Raw genomic sequence first — 21,036 nt, forward strand, 5'->3', positions numbered from 1 at the left:
GAGAAACAAAATGGATAATGCACTACTTTCATTAACGCATGAGCAACAGCAAGAAGCAGTTGAAGAAATCCAGAAACTTGCAAAACAAGGCATCAGTATGGGGCAAGCAATTCAAATTGTTGCGAAACAGTTAAGAGAAAAATATCAACAAAATCAATTAGATCAAACGGAGAAAACCAAATGAAAAAAATGATAATTGCAACATTAGCACTTATTTCTGCCAGTGTAATGGCTGCACCTAAAACAGAAACCACATCTACTGCTAAAGATCCAATAAATGGTCAGCCTGCAGTCGTTTTAAATGTGTATGATGTTAGCTCAAAATCACCTCGCCTTGTAAAAGGAACTCAAATTTCAAGAAGTCAAAATCAACAACTCTGTTGGAGCTCTCTCAATGTGCCATTAACAGGCAGAGTACGCATTGCTGAAGCATTTTATGCTCCAGCACCAACCAATTTTGCCTCTGAAAGAATGAGTGTTACTGCATCGGAAGACAAAAAAGAGTTCTTAATTGTTGGTGATGTGATTGCAAAAGATAAAGAAAACATTACCCGCTGTTGGAAATTTGGTAAGTCAGATCCAATTGGTAAATATGGAATGGAAGTGCAAATTGGTAGCTATGTATTTAGAAACCTTGCATTTGAAGTAGTAAAATAGACATTATCAAAATTACTGTAAAAAGTGGATAAAGTTGAATTAATCACTTTATCCACTTTTTTCATCAATATAATTACACTCTAAAATATTTTCCCATCGCTGATCATCCCTCAAAACTATGCCAGTTCTTACCGCTTCTTCTGAATTATTTCTGCAACGACTGATACAGCTTATCCGTTAGCATCGCTTACGCTATAGCTAATGTTAATGGCATCAAAAATTCTGCTTTTCCACGCGTCAGTTCCAGCAAGAAATCGCCTCGCTAAAAGTGAGCTGATTACCCGCTTTACCATTGCCCAAAATTTTAGGCTAGTAAATGGAAATTAAGCCAATCGAGCTAAAAATCACAATCGCAAGGGGAATAATGCGTTTCTCGGTGCATTTTAGAAAAGGCACGATTAAACCCGCACCCGAAGCTCGGGCGAGCAGTAGTTTCGCATCGCTATCGTTGAGCGACATACCAGCCAAAGCCAACAACTGCACCTCAGAAGGTCAATACAAGCCAGCGGCGTAAAGGCTCGCTTTGTTGCACGCCTTCGAGAAAGGATAGAGGCTCACCGTTTGTACCGTAATCAAATGCAAGTTGCTGAATAGTATGCAATAAAAAGGTCAGACAAACCCCGATTAAACCTGTGATGATGCCGATATAAATAAGTGAAAAATAAAATCGAAAGGTAGTTTTCATAATAAAAGGTGACTGCTGGAAATTGCCTTTAGTATAAGCTTTCTCATTTTTCGTTTAAAGCAGAAATATGCTACACTTCCCGCCTATTTTGCGAGGAAATATTATGAACTACCAAGATAAATCTCTTTCTGCCCTCAAGCTTGGGCAAAAAACCGAATACAAAAGCCAATATGATGCTTCACTTTTGCAACCCGTGCCACGCCGATTAAATCGTGAAGGTTTGGGGATTGTAGAAGATCAGCCTTTCAATCAAGGAGCAGATGTTTGGACTTGCTATGAACTTTCGTGGTTAAATCCAAACGGCTTGCCACAAGTAGCCATTGCGGATGTTGCGATTGATTTTAAAAGCGAAAATTTAATCGAATCAAAGAGCTTTAAACTCTATTTAAACAGCTTCAACCAAACTAAATTTGCTTCAATCGAAGAGGTTGAACAAACACTTACGAAAGATTTAAGCCAATGTGCAAGCGGTCAAGTTTCGGTAAAAATTCACAAATTAGCTGATTACACCAACCAGCCAATTATGAATTTTGCTGGCAAGTGCATTGATGAACAAGAGATTCAAATCAACAGCTACGCATTTTCGAATCAATATTTAGAAAATGTTGCAGAAGGCGAAATAGTAGAGGAGACACTGGTTAGCCACTTGTTGAAGTCTAATTGCTTGATTACCTCACAGCCAGACTGGGGTAGTGTGCAAATTCATTATATTGGCAAGCAGTTAAATCGTGAAAAACTTTTGCGATATTTAGTCTCTTTCCGTGAACACAATGAATTCCACGAGCAATGTGTAGAGCGAATTTTTACAGATTTAATGCAATTCGCAAAACCTGAAAAACTTACCATTTATGCTCGCTATACTCGGCGCGGTGGATTAGATATTAACCCATTCCGTTCTAATTTTGAGAGTGTTCCTGCGAATTTGAGAATGGCGAGACAGTAATCAATAAGCAAAAGAAAGACTGATAATTTAATATTATCAGCCTTTTTGTCTACTATGCGACAATTTTTATTACGTCTCTTTTTTAAATAAACTTAACAAAAATAGCACTCCAGCACACACCACTACTGATGGCCCTGCGGGGGTATCTTTAATCCCTGAAAGCAGCAGTCCGAGAGAGACCGCAATAATGCTAAAAACAGTGGCATAAATAACCATTGCTTCTGGTATGCGAGCGAAACGTCTTGCCGTGGCCGATGGAATGATTAAAAGTGAGGTGATAATCAACGCTCCAACAAATTTCATACTCAAGGCAATCGTTAATGCAGTAAGAAGCATCAGTAATAATCGCACACGAGCAACATTCAATCCCTCAACTTGCGCCAATTCTGGGCTAATGGTAATAGAAAGTAATTTAGACCAGAAGATGGCTAAAATTCCACCAATTACAATGACACCAATGCCGATAAAAATAACATCGTTAAAGTTGATCGCCAAAAGATCACCAAAGAGGTAAGACATTAAATCTACGCGGACATTATCAAGCAAACTAATCGTAATCACCCCAAGCGAAAGGCTGCAATGAGCAATAATGCCGAGCACGGTATCGACTGAGTAGTTAGTTTTGTGCTCAAGCCAGACTAAAGCCATTGCGAGAATAACTGTCATCACGATCACAGCAATATAAGGATCAACCTCAAGAAAGATACCTAGTGCCACGCCAAGCAGTGCCGAGTGAGAAAGCGTATCGCCAAAATACGCCATTTTCCGCCAAACAACAAAAGCTCCAAGCGGTGCGGTAATCAGTGAGAGTAATAAGCCTGCAAGCCAGGCAGGGAGTAGAATATCAAGCATAATGTTACAGACGGTTGAATTTGCAAATATTTCTGCAAATCCCACCGCTTTTCTCTATTTATATTGGACTATCTATATCGTTTCTGTGGACTTTGAGCATCTTGAGCTTTCAGCCACTCCATTTTTTCTTTGATCTGTTTTTCCATTCCACGTTCGGTTGGAAAGTAGAATGCTGTATCCTTCAATTCAGGTGGGAAATAATTTTCACCTGCGGCATAAGCGTTCAGTTCATTGTGAGCATAACGATATTCATCACCATAACCCAGTGATTTCATCAACTGTGTTGGTGCGTTACGTAAATGCTCTGGTACATCATAATCTTTCGCCTCTTTTGCCAAACGTTTTGCCTCATTGAACGCCGTATAAACTGCATTACTTTTTGGAGCAACAGCCAAATAAATAACCGCTTGTGCAATGGCACGCTCCCCTTCATAAGCCCCTACTCTGGTATAGCAATCCCAAGCGTTAATCGCAATTTGCATCGCACGTGGATCGGCATTCCCAATATCTTCAGAGGCAATCGCTAATAATCGGCGTGCAACATAAAGTGGATCACCGCCTGCAGTTAAAATGCGGGCATACCAATATAATGCACCATCAGGCGAAGAGCCTCGAATAGATTTATGCAAGGCTGAAATCAGATCGTAATAGCGATCACCACCTTTATCAAAACGGGCTTGTCGTTCGCCTAGAATTTCTGTTAACAAGGATTTATTGAGTAACTTACCTTTTGCGGTCGTTTCCGCCATATCCGACATTAACTCTAAGCAATTTAATGCATAACGAGCATCACCATTCACATAATCGGCAAGTAAATCAAGTACTTCATCTTCAAATACAAAAGTCTCGCTGCCCAAGCCCCGCTCTTTATCAGTCAAAGCTTGCTCTAATACACTTAGAATATCTTGCTTTTGAAGTGGTTTGAGAATGTAAATTCGAGCCCGAGAAAGCAAGGCATTATTTAATTCAAAGGATGGATTTTCAGTTGTTGCACCAATAAAAATAATCGTGCCATCTTCAATATGGGGCAAAAACGCATCTTGTTGGCTTTTATTAAAACGATGCACTTCGTCCACAAACAGCACCGTTCTTCTACCTGTTTGCTGATTTAATTTTGCTTTATCAATGGCTTCACGGATCTCTTTAATGCCAGATGTTACTGCTGAAAGACGCTCTACTTCTGCATTCAGATGATACGCAATAATCTCTGCTAATGTGGTTTTACCCGTGCCAGGGGGGCCCCAGAAGATCATTGAATGGGCTCGTTGCATTACAATCGCTTTTTGCAGTGGCTTGCCTTCGGCAATTAGATGCGATTGTCCACGATATTCTGCCAGTGTACGAGGGCGCATTCGGGCTGAAAGCGGTCGAAAATCTTCAGCAAAATCTAAAGAGAGAGTGCTCATTTTTCCCTCCTCTAACGTAAACGTAATTGACGGCGAATTTGTCGCATCAGCAAGAAAACCCAAGGCCAGAGTATGCCACTAATTATAGCACCAATAATTTCCTGGCTATTAAACGTTGCAGAATGTAAAAGTACACCAATTAAATAGATAAAAATGCGAATAGCGATAATATAAGCAATCACAATCACGCCTTGCAGCCAAAGCGATAGATTCCGTAAAATAAGATGGTGTTTTGTGACAAAATAGATTGCTATAGAAAGCACAAGAGCGTGAACGCCAAGCACTGAGCCTAAAATCAGATCCCAAATAATCCCTGCCATAAAAGCCGTGCCTACACTGACTTTATCAGGCAATGCTAATGCCCAATAAATCAACACGAGAATAAGCCAAGAAGGGCGGAAACCTTGTAACCCAACAGGCCAAGGCATAATTTCTAAAATAAGGGCGACTACAAAAATAAACGCCAACACAATAATTTGAAAAAGTGGATGCTGTCGCATTATTCCGCCCCTTGTTCAGTATGATGTTCTTGCTCTTGCACTGCTTCTGGTTGAGCTGCCGGATTGTCCGAGGCTTCATCCGTTTGATCAATCACTTCTAGTTTTTCTTCTGGTTTATCTTCAACCTGCTCTTTCTTATTCGTTAAATTACGTAAGCGATCAATTGGACTAATGCTACGGCGACGCTCTTCAACCACCTCTCGTACTTCTTTAGGAGAAAGGGCTTGAGCTTTACGCATTTCATCGTTAATTGGCCAAAGTAACAGTAAGTAACGCAAGCGGTCTAAAGAAGCAAGCGGTTTTGCAATAATGCGAGCAAATTGGCTTTTAGTATCATTGGTTACACTTTCTACAATTGCTACGGGATAACCTTCTGGAAAGCGACCACCTAAGCCAGAGGTAACAAGCACATCACCTTTTACAATATCAGTCGAACGAGGCAGATTATCGATAACAAGCTCGTCATTATGCCCTGTACCATTTGCAATACCTCGCACATCATTACGTAATACCTGCACAGGCACCGCATGAGTAATATCGGTAATCAGCAACACGCGGCTCATATTCTCGCCCACAGAAATTACTTGTCCCACAACACCGCGTTCGTCAATTACCGCCTGCCCAACATAAGCCCCGTTTTTTTGCCCTTGATTAATCACTACTTGCTGACGATAAGCATCCATCTCTGAAGTTAAAACTTCAGTGATTTTCTTATATTCATCTTGACGTAATGGCGAGCCTAACAGCAAACGTAAACGTTGGTTTTCAACTTTTAGCTGATCGAGTAACAACAAATCGGCGTTTTTTTCGCGAAGTTGCTCTTTTAACACCTTGTTTTCAAGCTGTAATTTATTGGTATCAATAAAATTATCACTGATGCCATCTAACACGGAACGGGGAGTATTGGCAAAATAGTACAAGCCACTCACGGCAGTTTCGAGCATATTACGGATTTGGATCATCGCACTGCTTCGACCATCGAGCACAATCAGCGTGATTGAAATGCAAATTGCAAAGAAGAGGCGAACCCCTAACAAGGGTGTTTTCGCAAAAATTGGCTTCATAGAGTTGCTAATAAAATGAAAAGGGTTGGGATTAAATAGAAAATGGACACAAACTGATGTCCATTTCTATTTTAAATGATTAGCCGATATTACTCATCGTGGCTGAAAACATCACCGCCATGCATATCGATCATATCTAACGCTTTACCACCACCGCGAGCCACACAAGTTAATGGTTCTTCAGCAGTCACCACCATTACGCCTGTGCTGTCAGATAACAAGCGGTCTAAATTTTTCAATAAAGCACCACCGCCCGTTAATACCATACCACGTTCGAAAATATCTGCGGCTAATTCTGGTGGGCATTGTTCTAACACCGCTTTTACTGCATCCACAATACCTGTTAATGGCTGTTCGATTGCTTCTAATACGTGTTTTGAGTTTAAAGTGAATGTACGTGGTGCACCTTCGGCAAGGTTATGACCGTGTACTTCCATCTCTAAAATATCATCATCATTTTCAATTTTCGCTGTTGCGATCTCTTTTTTGATACGTTCTGCGGTAGCCTCACCAATCGCTGAACCGAAATGACGACGCACATAAGCAACAATCGCTTCATCTAATTTATCGCCTCCAATACGCACAGAACTTGAGTACACAATACCGTTTAATGAAAGCACAGCCACTTCGGTTGTACCGCCACCAATATCAATAACCATCGAACCTGTTGCTTCGTGAACAGGTAAACCTGCACCAATTGCTGCCGCCATAGGCTCTTCAATTAAGTAAACTTCACGAGCACCTGCACCAATTGCAGACTCTTTGATCGCACGGCGTTCAACCTGCGTTGCACCTGCTGGCACACACACCAATACACGCGGGCTAGGACGCATAAAATTATTGCTGTGCACTTGTTTAATGAAATGCTGTAACATTTTTTCTGTTACAAAAAAATCTGCAATCACCCCATCTTTCATCGGGCGAATCGCCAGAATGCTTTTAGGTGTACGACCAAGCATCAATTTTGCATCCGAGCCAACAGCAGCAATGCTTTTTAACGATCCCATTCTATCTTGACGCACCGCCACTACAGAAGGCTCATCAAGCACAATGCCCTGCCCTTTTACATAAACTAAAGTATTTGCAGTACCAAGATCGATTGATAAATCGTTAGAAAATAATCCAAGAAATTTTTTAAACATAGACGGAATCCGTTATTTATAGCTACCTACATAGAGCAACCACCTAAGGTAGTCGCAAAAAATTGCCCTATAATATAGCAAAAAATAGGCATTTGTTTCAATGGATAAACGAATAATCAGGATAAAATAACGTAAATTAAAATAAAAAAATCCCGAATACATAATGCATTCGGGATAACCGTTTAGACTATAAGAGCATCTAAATTATGCACGTTTGAAGTCCAAGTGAACTAATTTTGGTTTAGTTGGGTGACGCTGAATCGCTTGTACTTTCACTTTTTCTTCTTTGCCAGCCACAACGATAGTTAAAACTTCGTTGTAGAACGCATCATGAGCTTGTGCGTTGTTTACGTTATCATGGTTTAAAACGATTGATACAGGCTCTGCGTTACCACCGTAGATGATTGCAGGAACTTGGCCAGCATGACGCAGGCGGCGGCTCGCACCCTTACCTTGCGCTGTACGAACTTCAGCTTCAAATTTGAATGACATAGTGTAATTCTCTTTAAATAAATGGAATTTTCATTCCGTTAAAAAATAAAAAATAGCAGGCGACCCAGCTATTTTCGTGAATAATTGACAAAAAGTCGGGACGTATTTTACACACTTTCCGACTAAATGCCAAGCTTGAAAATGAAGAAAGAGATAGCTTTTCGGCTATCTCTTTTGCAAAATTTAGATTAAACGGTCAATTTTTTCAATCTTTCTGCATAATCATTCCAATCGGTAATTGGGCGCGTTGCGACTCCGCTTTCCATTGCAGCTTTCGCAACCGCTGATGATACCTGCACGATTAAACGCGGATCAAATGGCGTTGGGATTAAATAATCCGCACCGAATGATAAGTGACCATAGTTTGAAATCACTTCAAGTGGCACTGGTTCTTTGGCTAAATCTGCGATGGCGTGAGCGGCTGCCATTTTCATTTCTTCGTTGATTGCGGTTGCCCCTACATCTAACGCACCACGGAATAAGAATGGGAAGCAAAGCACGTTGTTTACTTGGTTTGGATAGTCTGAACGACCAGTACATACAACCGCATCTGGACGTACTGCTTTCGCATCGTGAGGAGTTGTTTCTGGCACTGGATTCGCAAGTGCCAGAATTAACGGAGTATCTGCCATCGTTTTGATCATCTCTTGGCTTAATGCCCCTGCTTTTGAGCAACCTAAGAACACATCTGCTCCTTTAATTGCATCTGCAAGGGTACGCCAGCCATTATCTTCAATAGCATAGAACTGTTTGGTTTCATCCATTTTATCGCCACGACCTTCGAAAATCACCCCTTTCGAGTCACACATTGTAATGTTTTCTTTTTTGAAACCTAATGAGCGAAGCAAGTTGGTACACGCAATGGCTGATGCACCCGCACCATTGACAACTAAACGCACTTCATCAATTTTTTTGCCTACTACTTGTAAGCCATTTAATGCAGCAGCACCCACGATAATTGCCGTGCCGTGTTGGTCATCGTGGAAAACAGGAATGCCCATACGTTCACGTAATGTTTTTTCGATGTAGAAACATTCTGGTGCTTTAATATCTTCAAGGTTGATACCACCAAAAGTCGGCTCAAGAGAGGCAATAATATCGACTAATTTTTCAGGATTGGTTTCGTTGATTTCGATATCGAAAACATCAATGCCTGCAAATTTTTTGAAAAGTACGCCTTTACCTTCCATAACAGGTTTTGATGCCAATGCCCCAATATTACCCAACCCTAATACCGCTGTACCATTTGAGATAACAGCGACTAAGTTACCCCGAGCAGTATAACGGCTTGCCGTAGAAGGATCTTTTTCAATTTCTAAGCAAGGCTCTGCCACGCCAGGTGAGTATGCAAGGGCTAAGTCGTGCTGAGTTGCAAGGTTTTTGGTTGGGGTCACAGAGATTTTACCTGGGATTGGAAATTCGTGAAAATCGAGGGCTTCTTGTTTTAAATCGCTCATATTATGTCCTTATTTTGTTGTGTTATGGAATGAATGTAGAGGTTTTTATCGAATTAAGAAAGATAAGTCAGATACGATATATAAGATAACAAAAAGCGGTGAGGTTTTGCAAAATTTTTACAAAATCCCACCGCTAGTTGATTAAGAAATAATTAGTTTACTGAAGGTAAGATGCCTGCACCGAAAAGGTATTCCCACCATGCTAAACCTAAAGTTGCGTGAATGATTAAGCTACCGAATGCAACCACCGCCCCTGCAATCCACCAAGATTTGATGTCGTTATAACCCGCACCAAAAGTAATTGGACCTGGACCGCCGCCGTAGTGAGTCACAGAACCGCCGTAAGAGTTAGAGAATAATAAGCCTAATGCTAATAACTCAACTGGCGCACCTGCTACTTTACCCACCGTTGCAAATACTGGCACCATTGCTGCCACATAAGCACCGCCTGATGCGAATAAGTAACGCACAGAAACACTTAACAACAAGATAACCATTAACGCCAACATACCTTGACCTTCAAATTGGAGATAGCTTTCAAGGCTTGATGCTAACCATTTGAAGAAGCCTGCTTTTTCTAAGATAGAAGACATGCCTATGATACCACCGTACCAAATTAAGGTATCCCAACCTGCTTTGTTTTTACGCACATCATCCCAGGATACGATGCTTAACACGATACAAAGTACCATGGTGATTAACGCGATTGTAGTTGCGTTAACGTGTAAGAAATCTGCGAAGATCCAGCCTAATAACGCTAAAACGAATAACACCGCTAATGCTTTTTCACGGAAAGATATTGGACCTAACTCTTCCAAGCCTTTTTTCGCGATTGCTTTGTTATCTACTTGTTTTAACTCAGGTTTTGCGATGATGTAGCAGATAAATGGAATAATGAATAAGCATAATAAACCTGGTACAGAAGCGGCAAAGAACCACTCTACCCAGTTTAATTTGATGCCTAAAATTGGCGACATCAACTCTAATGCTAATGCGTTTGGTGCCATTGCAGTTAAGAAAATGTATGAGGTGGTTTTTACCGACATATACACGTTCATCATTAAATAGCGACCCGCTAATTTAGGTGATTTTTCGGGATCTGAGCCTAATGCTACCGCCACACTGTTCATAATTGGGAAAACAATACCGCCTGCACGTGCTGTATTTGATGGTGTTGCAGGAGATAATAATAAATCCAAGAACATACTCACATAACCAAGGCGAAGTGTAGTGCTACCTAACCAACTGATTAAATGGTATGCGATACGTTTACCCAAACCAGTAATCACAAATGCAGAACTTAGCGTAAATGCGGTAAAGATTAACCACGTTGTACCGGATTGGTAACCTGAAAGTGTTTGGCTCACTTTCACAAGCTCTTTTGCCCCTTCGGTATTACCGATAGTTGCTGCAGATGCGGCAACTGCTGCCAATAATAAGACTGGCTCACCGAATGGTTTAATCACCAAACCAACGATAGTTGCGATATAGATACCTAACAAACGCCACGCAATCAGAGACAGTCCCTCTGGTGCAGGCAACAAGAAGAAAATCACAGGGATGGCAACCAACACTGCAGTTTTCTGAGCTTTAGATAAAGCCATAGATCACCTCTAAAAGATTAAAGTTTAAGATAATGTTTAAGGAAAATCAGTAATGCCAACAGATCTGCACTGCCCCCTGAGCTGAGGTTACGAGCAATACACGCCTGATCAAGTTGGCTCAAATTGTTTTTTAGTTCGATTTCATTCAGCAATATGCTTGGATTATCCAGCAATTTTTTTGCCTCTTGCTGTACAAATTTCAGCTCTGCCATTCCACCACGATGTACGACATTGGTGTCAGGGTTCACTGCCATCAAATAGACCAACGCCATTAGCCATTGATGTTCGGTTGAGCTAGCCCGCTTGCTTGATAGAAACTCAATAGTCTGACGAACCAAAGCGAAACCGCTTTCTGCCTCGCCTCTTGCTCCCGTTAAACCATATTGCTGAAAGAGCTGAACGCCTGCGGTAAGCGGTTGATTTTTCGGGAAATATTGCAATTCAGCACAAAGCCCTTGGGTAAATTCTGCTACCATTTCGCAAATCTGGTCGATGTTTATTGCCACAGGATGCTGCTGATATAATCGACCTATTGCCGTGCAAACCAAGCCAAAAGCAAAAATTGCCCCTTTATGGGTGTTTACCTGTTCTGTTGCTTGCAACATTGCCTGTTCTGCTTGCAAACCAAGTGGCCGAATTTGGCGGAGAATTTGCGAACTTGGATCTTCAGCGGTTTTCATTCCTTCTAATACAAAGATTGAAAAAAATGGCTTTAACGCCAACGCACTTTGTTCGAAGGTATGCAAATTCATATCCTTATGCGAACCATTATTTATACTGTCTACTAAACCTGGCTTAGGCGAAAGTCTGGCTTCACTCAGCAAAGCGGCGTAAGCCAATTCTGCAATTTGATCAGCAAAATCAACCGCTTGCACCCGTTTTTGCATCTCTGCAAAAATCTCATCAATATGATGTTTACGCGAACGAGCACAGTTTTTCGCACTCTCATTACAAACCAAGCAAGGACGAGGTGAGAAATCAAAATCGGCACGACTTAATAAATTGCCGTGACGGTCGATCACATCAATATCCCACAAGCGAGCCAGTGGCGAACTATCCTCTAGCTGCATTGTTGCTTGCTTAAGCAAGATTGCTTCAATAGGCAGTATAAATAACGCTTCGTGCCCTGTTTCTAACCGGCGAATAAATTGGGCGGTGGGTTGCACGCCCAATGTCCCAAATAAAGCGGTCAAATTTTCTAGTGCTTTTGCAAAAACAAAATCTAGCAAAGCATTTTTCTTTATTCCCCCAACTGCAAGCAAAGTTAGTGAAAGTACCGTTTCACCATACTGTTCAAGGCATTGTTGTTGAAGATTAGCACGATTTTCTCGGGCTTCTAAAAGTTGCTCAAGTGAAATTTCCTGCCCTTCAAGGGAAAATTTTTTGAAAAGATGTTGCAAATTTTGACCGCTCTTTTTATGTATTGCGGGCGTGAATCTTTGGTTCACACACCCTACAAATTACTCTTTAACCTGATACACAGTATCAATCACCGAACCATCACGATAACGCACTACCGCAACTGGTTTGTCAGTAAATTCAATCTCTTTTGGTTTACCTGTGATGCTGTAAGCACGTTCACAAAGTTGCTCAATCGTGAATAACGGAATGCCTGCATTGGTTAATGCCTCGATTAAATCTGGACGTTTCGGATTTACGGCAACACCATGATCGGTTACAAGAATATCAATGTTTTCACCTGGCGTTACGCAAGTGATCACATTTTCCACTACCGTTGGGATACGACCACGAACGAGTGGCGCAACAATAATTGCCACTTGGGCAGAAGAGGCAGTATCACAGTGACCACCTGAAGCACCGCGGATCACACCATCAGAACCTGTTAACACGTTCACGTTAAACTTGGTGTCGATTTCAAGTGCTGAAAGAATCACCACATCTAAACGCTCAACAGAAGCCCCTTTTGAGCTGTAGTTTGCATATTGGTTTGCCGATACTTCAATATGATTTGGATTACGTGCAAGTGATTCAGCAGCGACTGCATCAAAGCTTTGCACATCGATCAATTTTTTGATTAAGCCTTTTTCGTGTAACGCCACCATACTTGAGGTAATGCCACCTAAAGCGAAATCAGCCGTAATGCCATCACGTACCATTTTGTCTTCTAAGAAACGGGTTACCGCAAGTGCTGCACCGCCAGAACCTGTCTGAAGTGAGAAACCCTCTTTGAAGTAGCCAGAGCCGAAGATCACTTCCGCACATTTACGTGCGATCAATAATTCACGCGGATTGGTTGTCATACGGGTGGCTCCACCACCGATTTTTTTCGGATCACCTACCGCATCAACTTGCACGATTAAGTCTACTTGATCTTGAGCAATACTAATTGGGTGGTGTGGATATTCCGCAAACTCTTCAGTTAATAACACCACTTTATCGGCATATTCCGCATCTACACGAGCGTAACCTAATGAGCCACATTTGCTTTTGCCTGTAAAGCCATTTGCATTACCGAATTTATCACAGCAAGGCACGCCTAAAAAGGCAACGTCGATTTTCAACTCCCCTGATTTTACTAAGTGAACACGACCACCGTGAGAATGGATGTTTACGGGCTCAGCCAAAATACCTTTTGAGATTTCATCCGCTAATTGACCGCGTAAACCTGATGAGTAAATTTTGGTGACTACACCATTTTTGATATGCTCAACAATTGGAAAATGGCTGTCGATTAACGAGCTTGAAGCTAAGGTTAAGTTTTTAAAGCCCATTTCCGCAATTTTGTTCATCACCATATTTACTACGAAATCACCGCCACGGAAAGCGTGGTGGAATGAAACGGTCATTCCATCTTTTAAGCCTGAACGGCGGATAGCATCTTCAAGACTATCGCAAATTTTGCGGTCTTTTGCTGTACGTGCAAGAGATTCTGCTTTTGGCACCGCTTGATAAACTGGGCGACCTGCATTGAATTTTTCGATACGTTGTTCACGAGTTGTCATTTTTTATTCCCCTTACTCTTCACGGATACCAGATTTTGCACGTTCAAGAACGAGTTTCGCACGGTCAATAATTGGTGCATCAATCATTTTACCGTTTAATGAAACTACACCTAAACCGTTACGTTCAGCTTCTTCTGCTGCGTCAATAATGCGTCTTGCTTGATCCACATCTTTTTGTGTTGGTGCGAATAAGTTGTGAAGTAACTCAATTTGGCGAGGGTTAATTAACGATTTACCATCAAAGCCTAATTGCTTGATTAACGCTGCTTCTGCTAAGAAACCTTCTTCGTTGTTTGCATTTGAGTAAACCGTGTCGAATGCTTGAATGCCTGCGGCACGAGCAGCTTGGAGAATTGAGCAACGAGCGAATAATAACTCGATACCTTCTGTAGAACGTTCAGTTTTTAAGTTACGCACATAGTCTTCTGCCCCTAATGCGATACCGATTAAACGTTTAGAAGCCATCGCAATTTGGTTTGCTTGGGTAATACCTAATGGCGATTCAATTGCTGCCAACATTTTGGTTGATCCCACTTCACGACCACACGCTTTTTCGATTTCAGTGATTTCGCGATCCATATCAATTACATCTTGTGCGGTTTCCGTTTTTGGCATACGCACCACATCAACGCCTGCACGCACAACGGCATTTAAGTCAGCTAAACCAAATTCAGAATCTAATGGGTTTACACGCACTACAGTTTCAATCTCTTGATAAAGTGGGTGCTGTAAGGCGTGAGCAACTAAGATACGGGCTGAATCTTTCTCTTTTAACGCAACTGCATCTTCAAGATCAAACATAATGGCATCAGGTTTATAAATGAAAGTGTTGCTGATCATCGCAGCATTTGAACCTGGCACAAACAACATACTTCTTCTTAATTTAATTGGTTGGTTCATAGCACCTTCTCCCAGTTAATTTGTTCATCGGTTGCACGTAATAATGCTGCTTTTAATCTTGCACGAAGCACGCAATCTAATGCGCCTTTATCTTCCACGATCACTTGGACGTTTGAGACTTCAAACTGTTTTAACACATCGTGAATAGTGGCAAGAATATCATCGCCAAATTGTTTACCTACTGAACTGTTAAGTTCAATTTCAAGCGTATTAGCTGGTGCAATTCGCACTTGTGCATCGCTAGATTCTAATGTACCAGCTACGGCAACTTTGGTTATCTGCATAATGCGTTCCTTATTTCAAATTAACAAAAGTGGTTTATTTCAGTGAAAAAACAATACCTAAGCATTCTACTGATTTTTTATCAAAAATCTAATAATAAAGTGGTACTATTGATGTATATCAAAAAAATATTCTACATGAATATATTTCATATTAAATCCTAAAAATAGGAACTTGATTTAATAAATTAATCCATTTAAAGTGAAATTAATTTCGACTTTACAGCATAACAGAGGTAGCTATGAGCTTTGCAACAGATATCGATCACTTAAACCAAAACATTGCAGATTTAAACGGAAAAATTAACGTCTCTTTTGAATTTTTCCCACCTAAAAATGAAAAAATGGAAAATTTACTATGGGATTCTATCGCTCGTCTTGCACCACTTAAACCTAAATTTGTCTCGGTAACTTATGGGGCAAATTCGGGCGAACGTGATCGCACGCATAGCATTGTGAAAAGTATTCAACAAGAGACGGGACTCATTGCGGCACCACACTTAACAGGGATTGATGCAACACCTGACGAATTACGCCAAATTGCCAAAGATTATTGGGATAACGGCATCCGTAATATCGTAGCTTTACGCGGTGATGAGCCAGAAGGCTACGCGAAAAAACCATTTTATGCGTCCGATTTAGTGACTCTATTAAAAGAAGTAGCAGATTTTGACATTTCAGTTGCTGCTTACCCTGAAGTTCACCCAGAGGCAAAATCAGCACAAGCCGATTTAATCAACTTAAAACGCAAAGTTGATGCAGGCGCGAACCGAGCTATCAGCCAGTTCTTCTTTGATATCGACAGCTACCTTCGCTTCCGCGACCGCTGTGTGAATGTAGGGATTGATGTTGAAATCGTGCCAGGTATTTTACCTGTGACTAATTTCAAACAGCTTCAGAAAATGGCAAAAATCACTAACGTGAAAATCCCAAGTTGGATGCACCGAATGTACGATGGTTTAGATGATGACCCAACCACCCGCAACCTTGTTGCTGCAAGCATCGCAATGGATATGGTTCGTGTATTATCGAAAGAAGGCGTGAAAGATTTCCACTTCTACACCCTCAACCGCTCAGAATTAACCTATGCGATTTGCCATACTTTAGGGGTCAGACCTTAATTATCAGAAAAAATAATAAAAATAAGCGGTCGGATTTTACAAAAATTTTCGGTATTATGTAGCAGTTGCACAAAGACCAAAATTTAAACAAAACCGTACAAAAATGCCCTTATTTCAATAAGGGCATTATTTTTTATAAATGTATTTTACAGAATTCTACTTATTTTTCCATTACTCACTTTTCCGTTTTCTTCTAAACAGTCTTTCTCGTTGCTCCTCTAGCAGCATTTGTTCCATCATTGCAGGGTAAGCCTGTTCGCAGAGAGCAACGTATTCAGGTTGAGTGAGGTGTTCTCTAATTTTAGTCGGGCAACGTAGATAGGTTTTATCTTCAGCAAAACTGCTAATAATCGAAAGCATCTGATAAGGTTTCCCATCTTCGGTTTCAAACACTTCATCGGTAAATTGCATTTCAAATATCGCCACGACCACCTGATTATTAGCGATTTCATAGGCTCCATAAAATATCAGCGGATTACGGGGTAAAGTACCGACTTCTTTCGCAAGGTCTCGCAAATTGTGATAGAACAACAGATAGGCATCATCTTTTACGTTTGAATACATCTGAGCCAGTTCACGCATAAAAGTTTTGAAGGTTTCATAGTCCATATTTTTTAAATCCACATTAAGTGGCGTGTGTCATAGTTTCCATCATTGTTCCTTATGTTGTTTTAAATTATTTAGGCTACGGCTAAATATTGGTTATCGTTTGAGGCTTCCAAACACAAACTTTCTAATCCGAATTTTGCCGTAGGCTTCTTATTTCCCTGCCAGTAACCTGTTAAATCTCGTGAAGGTCTGGCTTTCAAACAGCGTTTTAATACGTTGTCGAATTTGTCTTTATCCGACTGGTAACGAAAATCTTCACGCCATGCGGTTTCATTTGCATAGTGCATCATGTAATTATTTCCCATCTTATGATACACACCCATAATCATTCTTCTAAATCTTGCAAAGAAGGATTCAGCTAGATTATTGGTGGTGCCGTCAATCGAACAATACTCTTGTGAATGATTTACGCGACATAAGTCATAGTGAAATTCCAAGCCATCATAAGCAGGATTTTCATCAGCACAAATTGTAGATTTTGGTACGACTAAGCGATGTGTTAAAGCAAACATATCATTAGCATTTTCCTCTTTAACTAACGCAACGAGTGTGCGGTCGGCTCCTTTTATTATTTCCTGATTTGCAGCTTGTTGACGGAAAACCATAACGCAGGATTTATCTTTACGTTGGTGGCATCTCTTACGTCTATCAATTCGCTTATGTTTAAAATTTTTTGGTCGAAGGTAGTTATTCACATAACAACCATCAATATGAATAATGCCCGTGAGCGGTGTGTAATCTTGCGTTTTTTCAACTGCTTCACGAAATTTATGTAGTAATGCCCATGATGTTTTATATTGCACACCAATATGACGAGATAAGTTAAGCGCAGAAATCCCTTTACTATTGATAGTGAAATAATAAACCGATAACAGTAGCTTTTTTAGGGAAAGTTTAGTGTGCTGAAAAATCGTATCACTTTTTACAGAAAAACGATGTTGGCAATGCTTGCACTGCCATTGCTTACGAGAAGAAATAAAATAGGCTTTATGCTCAATCTGACAACGAGGACATTGAACAGTATGAAAACAATGAGAGTTTCCCCAACGGGCGTTTTTAAGCAGAATGAGAATTTCGGTATCTGATAAATCGTAAATAGCGAACGCAGAGAGATTGCGAAGTGCAGAAAGTAAAAGTGGTGATGTTTTCTTGTTGTTTTTCATTTTTTTCGTTCAACGTGCATAATCAACTTTCAACTTATTGTTTTGTAGTCAATAAGTCATGTTTCTCTTACTAAATTGGTTGAACGAATTAAATATGAAAAAAAGAAAACGAGAAGATTTGCTCAAAACGAGAGGATTTTAGATCAAAGTTTGATCGATTTGCAAGAAAAAAAGCAACCCCTTTCGAGGTTGCTCCCGTAATTATAAATTTCCTATTTTGGCTTTGTTTTGGATACCCATCAAATTTTCTACTTTATCTATTAAACAATATGACTGAGCTAAAAATTTAGCATCCCTCTTATTTTTTATAATAGAGTGAATTTTATTAATAATCTCTGTTTTAAGAATATCATCAGTTGGTATTGGAATCTTAACTTCTAAAAGGCGGTTTCCCAATGTTGAAATAGTTCCCTGTCTGAAAGATTTTGCTTCAATTTGTCTTTGTACGACTTCTAATCCCATCAGACCTAGAAGTAGATATGGTGATAAAACTTCTTTTTTTAACACTTTAATTTGTCTAAAATGGCTTTGAATAACAATTCTCTCATCAATGTCAGTAACCATTGCCGAACGTCCCATTAAATAAGTTCCATCATTAACCATTAATATATCTTCAGCCTTTATTTTCTGCTTATCTTTATATTTTTGATAAATTTCTTCAGATACACAATGAGTACAATCTGCCGCAATTTCCCAGTTGGACACTTCAGATGTTCTAACAAAAGGAATTTCACCTGTTCCATAATTATCGCTACCAACCTCATGACCTCTTTTGATTTTTATAATTTTTTCTTGTTCCAACTCACCAAAAGTTTTAATTATATATTTTCCTGTTTCGATATATTTATTTAGTTCATTATCAATTTCAGGATTGTAATATTTTGGTAAGAGAATGTTATTTTTTATTTGACTTAAATTAATATGCCACCCTAAATGCGAATGTTTGTCACATTTATTGGATTTCTTTAATTTTTCTAGGTGTTTTGGAATCAATTGTATCTCATCTTCATTAATTTCTTTTCCTCGTTTGTCATGTCCACAAGTTTTAGCATAGCTCATAAAAAATTCATAATCCTTACGAGGATTATTTGTTTTCTTAAGGAATAATAAATGTGTTTTTGTTGGAGTATAAGGTAAAAAGGTACTCATAGGTAAATCAATCAAACCTATAATCTCTGTATTTTTAAGTAGATGTTGAACAATATACCCATCTGTAGGATTACTTAATATTCCGTCTGGTAACACTAAAGCGAGTTTTCCCCCTTCTCTAACTAGCTCTAAACATCTGTCAATAAATAATACTTGAGGAGCTTCACTATCTTTTACTTGTCCTTTTTCCCAAATGTTATTTTTATTTAATTTCCATTTATGCCCTAAAGGATATTGCGATAATTTAGCCTCTCCCTTAACAGGTATTTTTGAACCAAATGGAGGGTTAGCTAGTAAGATATCAAAAACTCCTAATTGTATATTAGATTGAGTTTTTGGACTCCAGTTTTGAGTGCGTTCTAAACTATCTTCACAAAAGATGCCACTTTTTCCATCTCCCATAATCACCATATATGCTTTAACAACTTTACTTAAGAACTTATCTCTTTCAATTCCTCTAAAATTAATATTGGCTTTTGCTAATTTTTCATTGTGAATTTCTTCTTGAGGCCAATTGTATTCCAAGCCATTACGTTCTATTTTTTCATGTAAATACTTTAAACTTTCAATAATAAAACCACCTGAACCGCAGGCAGGATCAATGATTTTATCTTCAAGTTGTGGATCTAAGATTTTTATTGCTGTCCTTACAACATTCTTTGGAGTAAAGTATTGACCTTGACCACCTTTTAATGCTCGATGAATAAAAACCTCAAAAGCATCTCCCACGACATCTCTTTGAGCCGTCATTAACGAATAATTTTGTAATTCTCCAACTACATATCTTATAGATGAGTTATCTAGATCAATGCAATCTGATTCATCTAACACATCAGGATAAATTTTCTTTGCCTCATTAAAACGATTCTTAATTCTCTCTCCTATTACATCATCACTTTCATCATACCCAGCTCTGAAAGTTACAATATCATTAGGTTTGGTAAATTTTTCATCATATAATTTACATAAAATTATATTTATTATTTGTTTTGCTAATTCTTCATCTCTGGTTGTACCAACTGCATTTCCTGCCAAATAATTTCTTATAGAAATAAACTTATGTTTTAAGTTATGAGTTGGTAACAAATCTGAACGTTTAAACTTACCTATATCTTCTATTTTCTGACCAAATCTAGGGATATTTATTAATTCATCATCAAATTCAATTAAGCCATTTTTTATCCGTTTCAGAACGTAATGAATCTCCTCACCATTAAACCATACTCCAAGCTTAGCTTCAGAAAATTTTAGATAATCTTTTAATTGAGATATGCCATCTTTCCTATCCTTCTTCTTGCATTCCACTACAATAAATTCTTCCCCTCTATTTTTAGAGGTTGAAGAGAAAACAGTAATATCAATAGGATATTTATATGAAATATCTGATGGGGAGCCTTTAACTCTGAATTGAGGTCTTGTCTGTATATATTCTTTAGGATAACCATAATCTTCTACTAGAATTTTAGAAAAGACTTGTACAGATTCTATTTCTTCAGGGGTTCCATTAACAGGAATACCAGAAATATAATCTAAAATGTAATTATTATTTACTTTTATGCTATTTGTAGATTCAATCTGTTGGCTGTTGGCTGTTGGCTGTTGGCTGTTGGCTGTTGGCTGTTGGCTGTTGGCTGTTGGCTGTTGGCTGTTGGCATTTTTTGTTCCTTATTGAGTTAATGTCAAGTAATATTTACTGCTTATTGGAAATTTCTTTGAAAGAAATTGAGAAAGCATCTTTTAGGTTTTCAGGCATAGAGCGGTAGTCTGCGAGCAGTTTTTCTTCCTGCTCTGACATTTCATTTTTTTGTACTACCGCTTGAAACATCTCACCTTCACCGCTAACGAGCCAATTTAAATTGACCCCAGCTTTAGCGATGCCTGACATCCCTTCTGCATTGGGTTCACGTTCACCACCGATATAACCTTGCATCGTGCGATAGGCGATCCCTGTTTGTTCTGCAAAGTCCGTAATTTTCCAATTTTTAGCTTCACAAACTTGTCTTAATCTTTCTGATATGCACATTTGAGCGTTCCATTTCTAATTTAGA

At 39.4% G+C, this 21,036-nt stretch carries 22 protein-coding genes; 4 read left to right on the forward strand and 18 right to left on the reverse strand.

Annotation, left to right across the window (positions count from 1 at the left end; translation table 11 throughout):
* The first annotated feature begins 10 nt into the window (after window positions 1-10).
* Both DPV92_RS01715 and DPV92_RS01720 read left to right on the forward strand, forming a co-directional pair.
* Window positions 11-184: a YoaH family protein gene (locus DPV92_RS01715; protein ID WP_111353378.1), complete on the forward strand. Its 174-nt coding sequence runs from the start codon at window positions 11-13 to the stop codon at window positions 182-184.
* Window positions 181-657: a hypothetical protein gene (locus DPV92_RS01720; RefSeq protein ID WP_111353379.1), complete on the forward strand. Its 477-nt coding sequence runs from the start codon at window positions 181-183 to the stop codon at window positions 655-657. Before DPV92_RS01715 ends, DPV92_RS01720 begins: the two co-directional genes overlap by 4 nt.
* Window positions 658-966: 309 nt before the next feature.
* On the opposite strand, the gene DPV92_RS09895 is transcribed toward DPV92_RS01720, so the two are convergent.
* Both DPV92_RS09895 and DPV92_RS09900 read right to left on the reverse strand, forming a co-directional pair.
* A complete protein-coding gene (locus tag DPV92_RS09895) occupies window positions 967-1,131 on the reverse strand; it encodes a hypothetical protein (protein ID WP_225791946.1) in 165 nt (54 codons plus the stop codon).
* A 10-nt stretch (window positions 1,132-1,141) separates the two neighbouring features.
* A complete protein-coding gene (locus DPV92_RS09900) occupies window positions 1,142-1,342 on the reverse strand; it encodes a hypothetical protein (RefSeq protein WP_225791947.1) in 201 nt (66 codons plus the stop codon).
* Window positions 1,343-1,445: 103 nt separating this feature from the next.
* Between DPV92_RS09900 and queF the strand changes: the two genes are divergently transcribed.
* Window positions 1,446-2,285, forward strand: coding sequence for an NADPH-dependent 7-cyano-7-deazaguanine reductase QueF (gene queF, locus DPV92_RS01730; protein WP_111353380.1), 840 nt, complete (start codon window positions 1,446-1,448; stop codon window positions 2,283-2,285).
* Between the two features lie 69 nt (window positions 2,286-2,354).
* Here queF and znuB read toward each other — a convergent pair whose 3' ends face one another.
* From znuB to citD, 12 genes are all read right to left on the reverse strand, one after another.
* On the reverse strand, window positions 2,355-3,137 hold the full coding sequence (gene znuB, locus DPV92_RS01735) for a zinc ABC transporter permease subunit ZnuB (RefSeq protein ID WP_111353576.1): 783 nt from the start codon (window positions 3,135-3,137) through the stop codon (window positions 2,355-2,357).
* Window positions 3,138-3,205: 68 nt separating this feature from the next.
* Window positions 3,206-4,543 carry a replication-associated recombination protein A gene (locus DPV92_RS01740; protein WP_111353381.1) on the reverse strand — a complete coding sequence of 446 codons (1,338 nt, stop codon included), beginning with the start codon at window positions 4,541-4,543 and terminating at the stop codon, window positions 3,206-3,208.
* Window positions 4,544-4,554: 11 nt separating this feature from the next.
* Window positions 4,555-5,043 (reverse strand): rod shape-determining protein MreD, encoded by a 489-nt coding sequence (mreD, locus tag DPV92_RS01745; protein ID WP_111353382.1) that lies wholly within the window; start codon window positions 5,041-5,043, stop codon window positions 4,555-4,557.
* Window positions 5,043-6,107, reverse strand: coding sequence for a rod shape-determining protein MreC (gene mreC, locus DPV92_RS01750; RefSeq protein WP_111353383.1), 1,065 nt, complete (start codon window positions 6,105-6,107; stop codon window positions 5,043-5,045). The genes mreD and mreC overlap by 1 nt, the downstream gene beginning before the upstream one ends.
* Window positions 6,108-6,196: 89 nt before the next feature.
* Window positions 6,197-7,249, reverse strand: a complete 1,053-nt coding sequence (locus DPV92_RS01755; protein WP_111353384.1) for a rod shape-determining protein — start codon at window positions 7,247-7,249, stop codon at window positions 6,197-6,199.
* Window positions 7,250-7,453: 204 nt separating this feature from the next.
* Window positions 7,454-7,741, reverse strand: a complete 288-nt coding sequence (gene rplY, locus DPV92_RS01760) for a 50S ribosomal protein L25 (RefSeq protein ID WP_111353385.1) — start codon at window positions 7,739-7,741, stop codon at window positions 7,454-7,456.
* Window positions 7,742-7,929: 188 nt separating this feature from the next.
* Window positions 7,930-9,198: a malic enzyme-like NAD(P)-binding protein gene (locus DPV92_RS01765; protein WP_111353386.1), complete on the reverse strand. Its 1,269-nt coding sequence runs from the start codon at window positions 9,196-9,198 to the stop codon at window positions 7,930-7,932.
* Between the two features lie 152 nt (window positions 9,199-9,350).
* Entirely contained in the window at window positions 9,351-10,802 is a 1,452-nt protein-coding gene (locus DPV92_RS01770; RefSeq protein WP_111353387.1) for an anion permease, read from the reverse strand.
* A 17-nt stretch (window positions 10,803-10,819) separates the two neighbouring features.
* The gene (gene citG / locus DPV92_RS01775) at window positions 10,820-12,202 is read right to left on the reverse strand and encodes a triphosphoribosyl-dephospho-CoA synthase CitG (RefSeq protein WP_111353388.1); all 1,383 of its coding nucleotides are present in this window, start codon (window positions 12,200-12,202) and stop codon (window positions 10,820-10,822) included.
* A gap of 60 nt (window positions 12,203-12,262) precedes the next feature.
* Window positions 12,263-13,765, reverse strand: coding sequence for a citrate lyase subunit alpha (citF, locus tag DPV92_RS01780; protein ID WP_111353389.1), 1,503 nt, complete (start codon window positions 13,763-13,765; stop codon window positions 12,263-12,265).
* Between the two features lie 12 nt (window positions 13,766-13,777).
* On the reverse strand, window positions 13,778-14,653 hold the full coding sequence (gene citE / locus DPV92_RS01785) for a citrate (pro-3S)-lyase subunit beta (RefSeq protein ID WP_192574168.1): 876 nt from the start codon (window positions 14,651-14,653) through the stop codon (window positions 13,778-13,780).
* An 8-nt stretch (window positions 14,654-14,661) separates the two neighbouring features.
* Window positions 14,662-14,949, reverse strand: coding sequence for a citrate lyase acyl carrier protein (gene citD / locus DPV92_RS01790; RefSeq protein WP_111353390.1), 288 nt, complete (start codon window positions 14,947-14,949; stop codon window positions 14,662-14,664).
* A gap of 239 nt (window positions 14,950-15,188) precedes the next feature.
* On the opposite strand from citD, the gene metF reads away from it, so the two are divergent.
* Window positions 15,189-16,067: a methylenetetrahydrofolate reductase gene (gene metF / locus DPV92_RS01795; protein WP_111353391.1), complete on the forward strand. Its 879-nt coding sequence runs from the start codon at window positions 15,189-15,191 to the stop codon at window positions 16,065-16,067.
* Window positions 16,068-16,238: 171 nt separating this feature from the next.
* On the opposite strand, the gene DPV92_RS01800 is transcribed toward metF, so the two are convergent.
* From DPV92_RS01800 to DPV92_RS01815, 4 genes are all read right to left on the reverse strand, one after another.
* Window positions 16,239-16,676 carry a hypothetical protein gene (locus tag DPV92_RS01800; RefSeq protein ID WP_111353578.1) on the reverse strand — a complete coding sequence of 146 codons (438 nt, stop codon included), beginning with the start codon at window positions 16,674-16,676 and terminating at the stop codon, window positions 16,239-16,241.
* Between the two features lie 71 nt (window positions 16,677-16,747).
* Entirely contained in the window at window positions 16,748-17,839 is a 1,092-nt protein-coding gene (locus tag DPV92_RS01805; RefSeq protein ID WP_111353392.1) for an IS1595 family transposase, read from the reverse strand.
* 201 nt (window positions 17,840-18,040) lie between these two features.
* Window positions 18,041-20,563 (reverse strand): N-6 DNA methylase, encoded by a 2,523-nt coding sequence (locus DPV92_RS01810; RefSeq protein WP_318655603.1) that lies wholly within the window; start codon window positions 20,561-20,563, stop codon window positions 18,041-18,043.
* A gap of 115 nt (window positions 20,564-20,678) precedes the next feature.
* On the reverse strand, window positions 20,679-21,011 hold the full coding sequence (locus tag DPV92_RS01815; RefSeq protein ID WP_111353394.1) for a helix-turn-helix domain-containing protein: 333 nt from the start codon (window positions 21,009-21,011) through the stop codon (window positions 20,679-20,681).
* Window positions 21,012-21,036: the final 25 nt, after the last annotated feature.

It is taken from the genome of Pseudohaemophilus paraphrohaemolyticus (genome assembly GCF_003253115.1).
In the GTDB taxonomy this organism is placed as follows: Bacteria; Pseudomonadota; Gammaproteobacteria; order Enterobacterales; family Pasteurellaceae; genus Haemophilus_A; species Haemophilus_A paraphrohaemolyticus_A.

Bases quoted from the DNA above. Each gene is read 5' to 3' on its own strand.
- citD (WP_111353390.1), bottom strand. From the start codon at position 14,949: ATGCAGATAACCAAAGTTGCCGTAGCTGGTACATTAGAATCTAGCGAT.
- DPV92_RS09900 (WP_225791947.1), bottom strand. From the start codon at position 1,342: ATGAAAACTACCTTTCGATTTTATTTTTCACTTATTTATATCGGCATC.
- rplY (WP_111353385.1), bottom strand. From the start codon at position 7,741: ATGTCATTCAAATTTGAAGCTGAAGTTCGTACAGCGCAAGGTAAGGGT.
- mreC (WP_111353383.1), bottom strand. From the start codon at position 6,107: ATGAAGCCAATTTTTGCGAAAACACCCTTGTTAGGGGTTCGCCTCTTC.
- mreD (WP_111353382.1), bottom strand. From the start codon at position 5,043: ATGCGACAGCATCCACTTTTTCAAATTATTGTGTTGGCGTTTATTTTT.
- citF (WP_111353389.1), bottom strand. From the start codon at position 13,765: ATGACAACTCGTGAACAACGTATCGAAAAATTCAATGCAGGTCGCCCA.
- DPV92_RS01805 (WP_111353392.1), bottom strand. From the start codon at position 17,839: ATGAAAAACAACAAGAAAACATCACCACTTTTACTTTCTGCACTTCGC.
- DPV92_RS01720 (WP_111353379.1), top strand. From the start codon at position 181: ATGAAAAAAATGATAATTGCAACATTAGCACTTATTTCTGCCAGTGTA.
- DPV92_RS01755 (WP_111353384.1), bottom strand. From the start codon at position 7,249: ATGTTTAAAAAATTTCTTGGATTATTTTCTAACGATTTATCAATCGAT.
- DPV92_RS01715 (WP_111353378.1), top strand. From the start codon at position 11: ATGGATAATGCACTACTTTCATTAACGCATGAGCAACAGCAAGAAGCA.
- queF (WP_111353380.1), top strand. From the start codon at position 1,446: ATGAACTACCAAGATAAATCTCTTTCTGCCCTCAAGCTTGGGCAAAAA.
- DPV92_RS01815 (WP_111353394.1), bottom strand. From the start codon at position 21,011: ATGTGCATATCAGAAAGATTAAGACAAGTTTGTGAAGCTAAAAATTGG.
- DPV92_RS01800 (WP_111353578.1), bottom strand. From the start codon at position 16,676: ATGGACTATGAAACCTTCAAAACTTTTATGCGTGAACTGGCTCAGATG.
- DPV92_RS01765 (WP_111353386.1), bottom strand. From the start codon at position 9,198: ATGAGCGATTTAAAACAAGAAGCCCTCGATTTTCACGAATTTCCAATC.
- znuB (WP_111353576.1), bottom strand. From the start codon at position 3,137: ATGCTTGATATTCTACTCCCTGCCTGGCTTGCAGGCTTATTACTCTCA.
- DPV92_RS01740 (WP_111353381.1), bottom strand. From the start codon at position 4,543: ATGAGCACTCTCTCTTTAGATTTTGCTGAAGATTTTCGACCGCTTTCA.
- metF (WP_111353391.1), top strand. From the start codon at position 15,189: ATGAGCTTTGCAACAGATATCGATCACTTAAACCAAAACATTGCAGAT.
- DPV92_RS01770 (WP_111353387.1), bottom strand. From the start codon at position 10,802: ATGGCTTTATCTAAAGCTCAGAAAACTGCAGTGTTGGTTGCCATCCCT.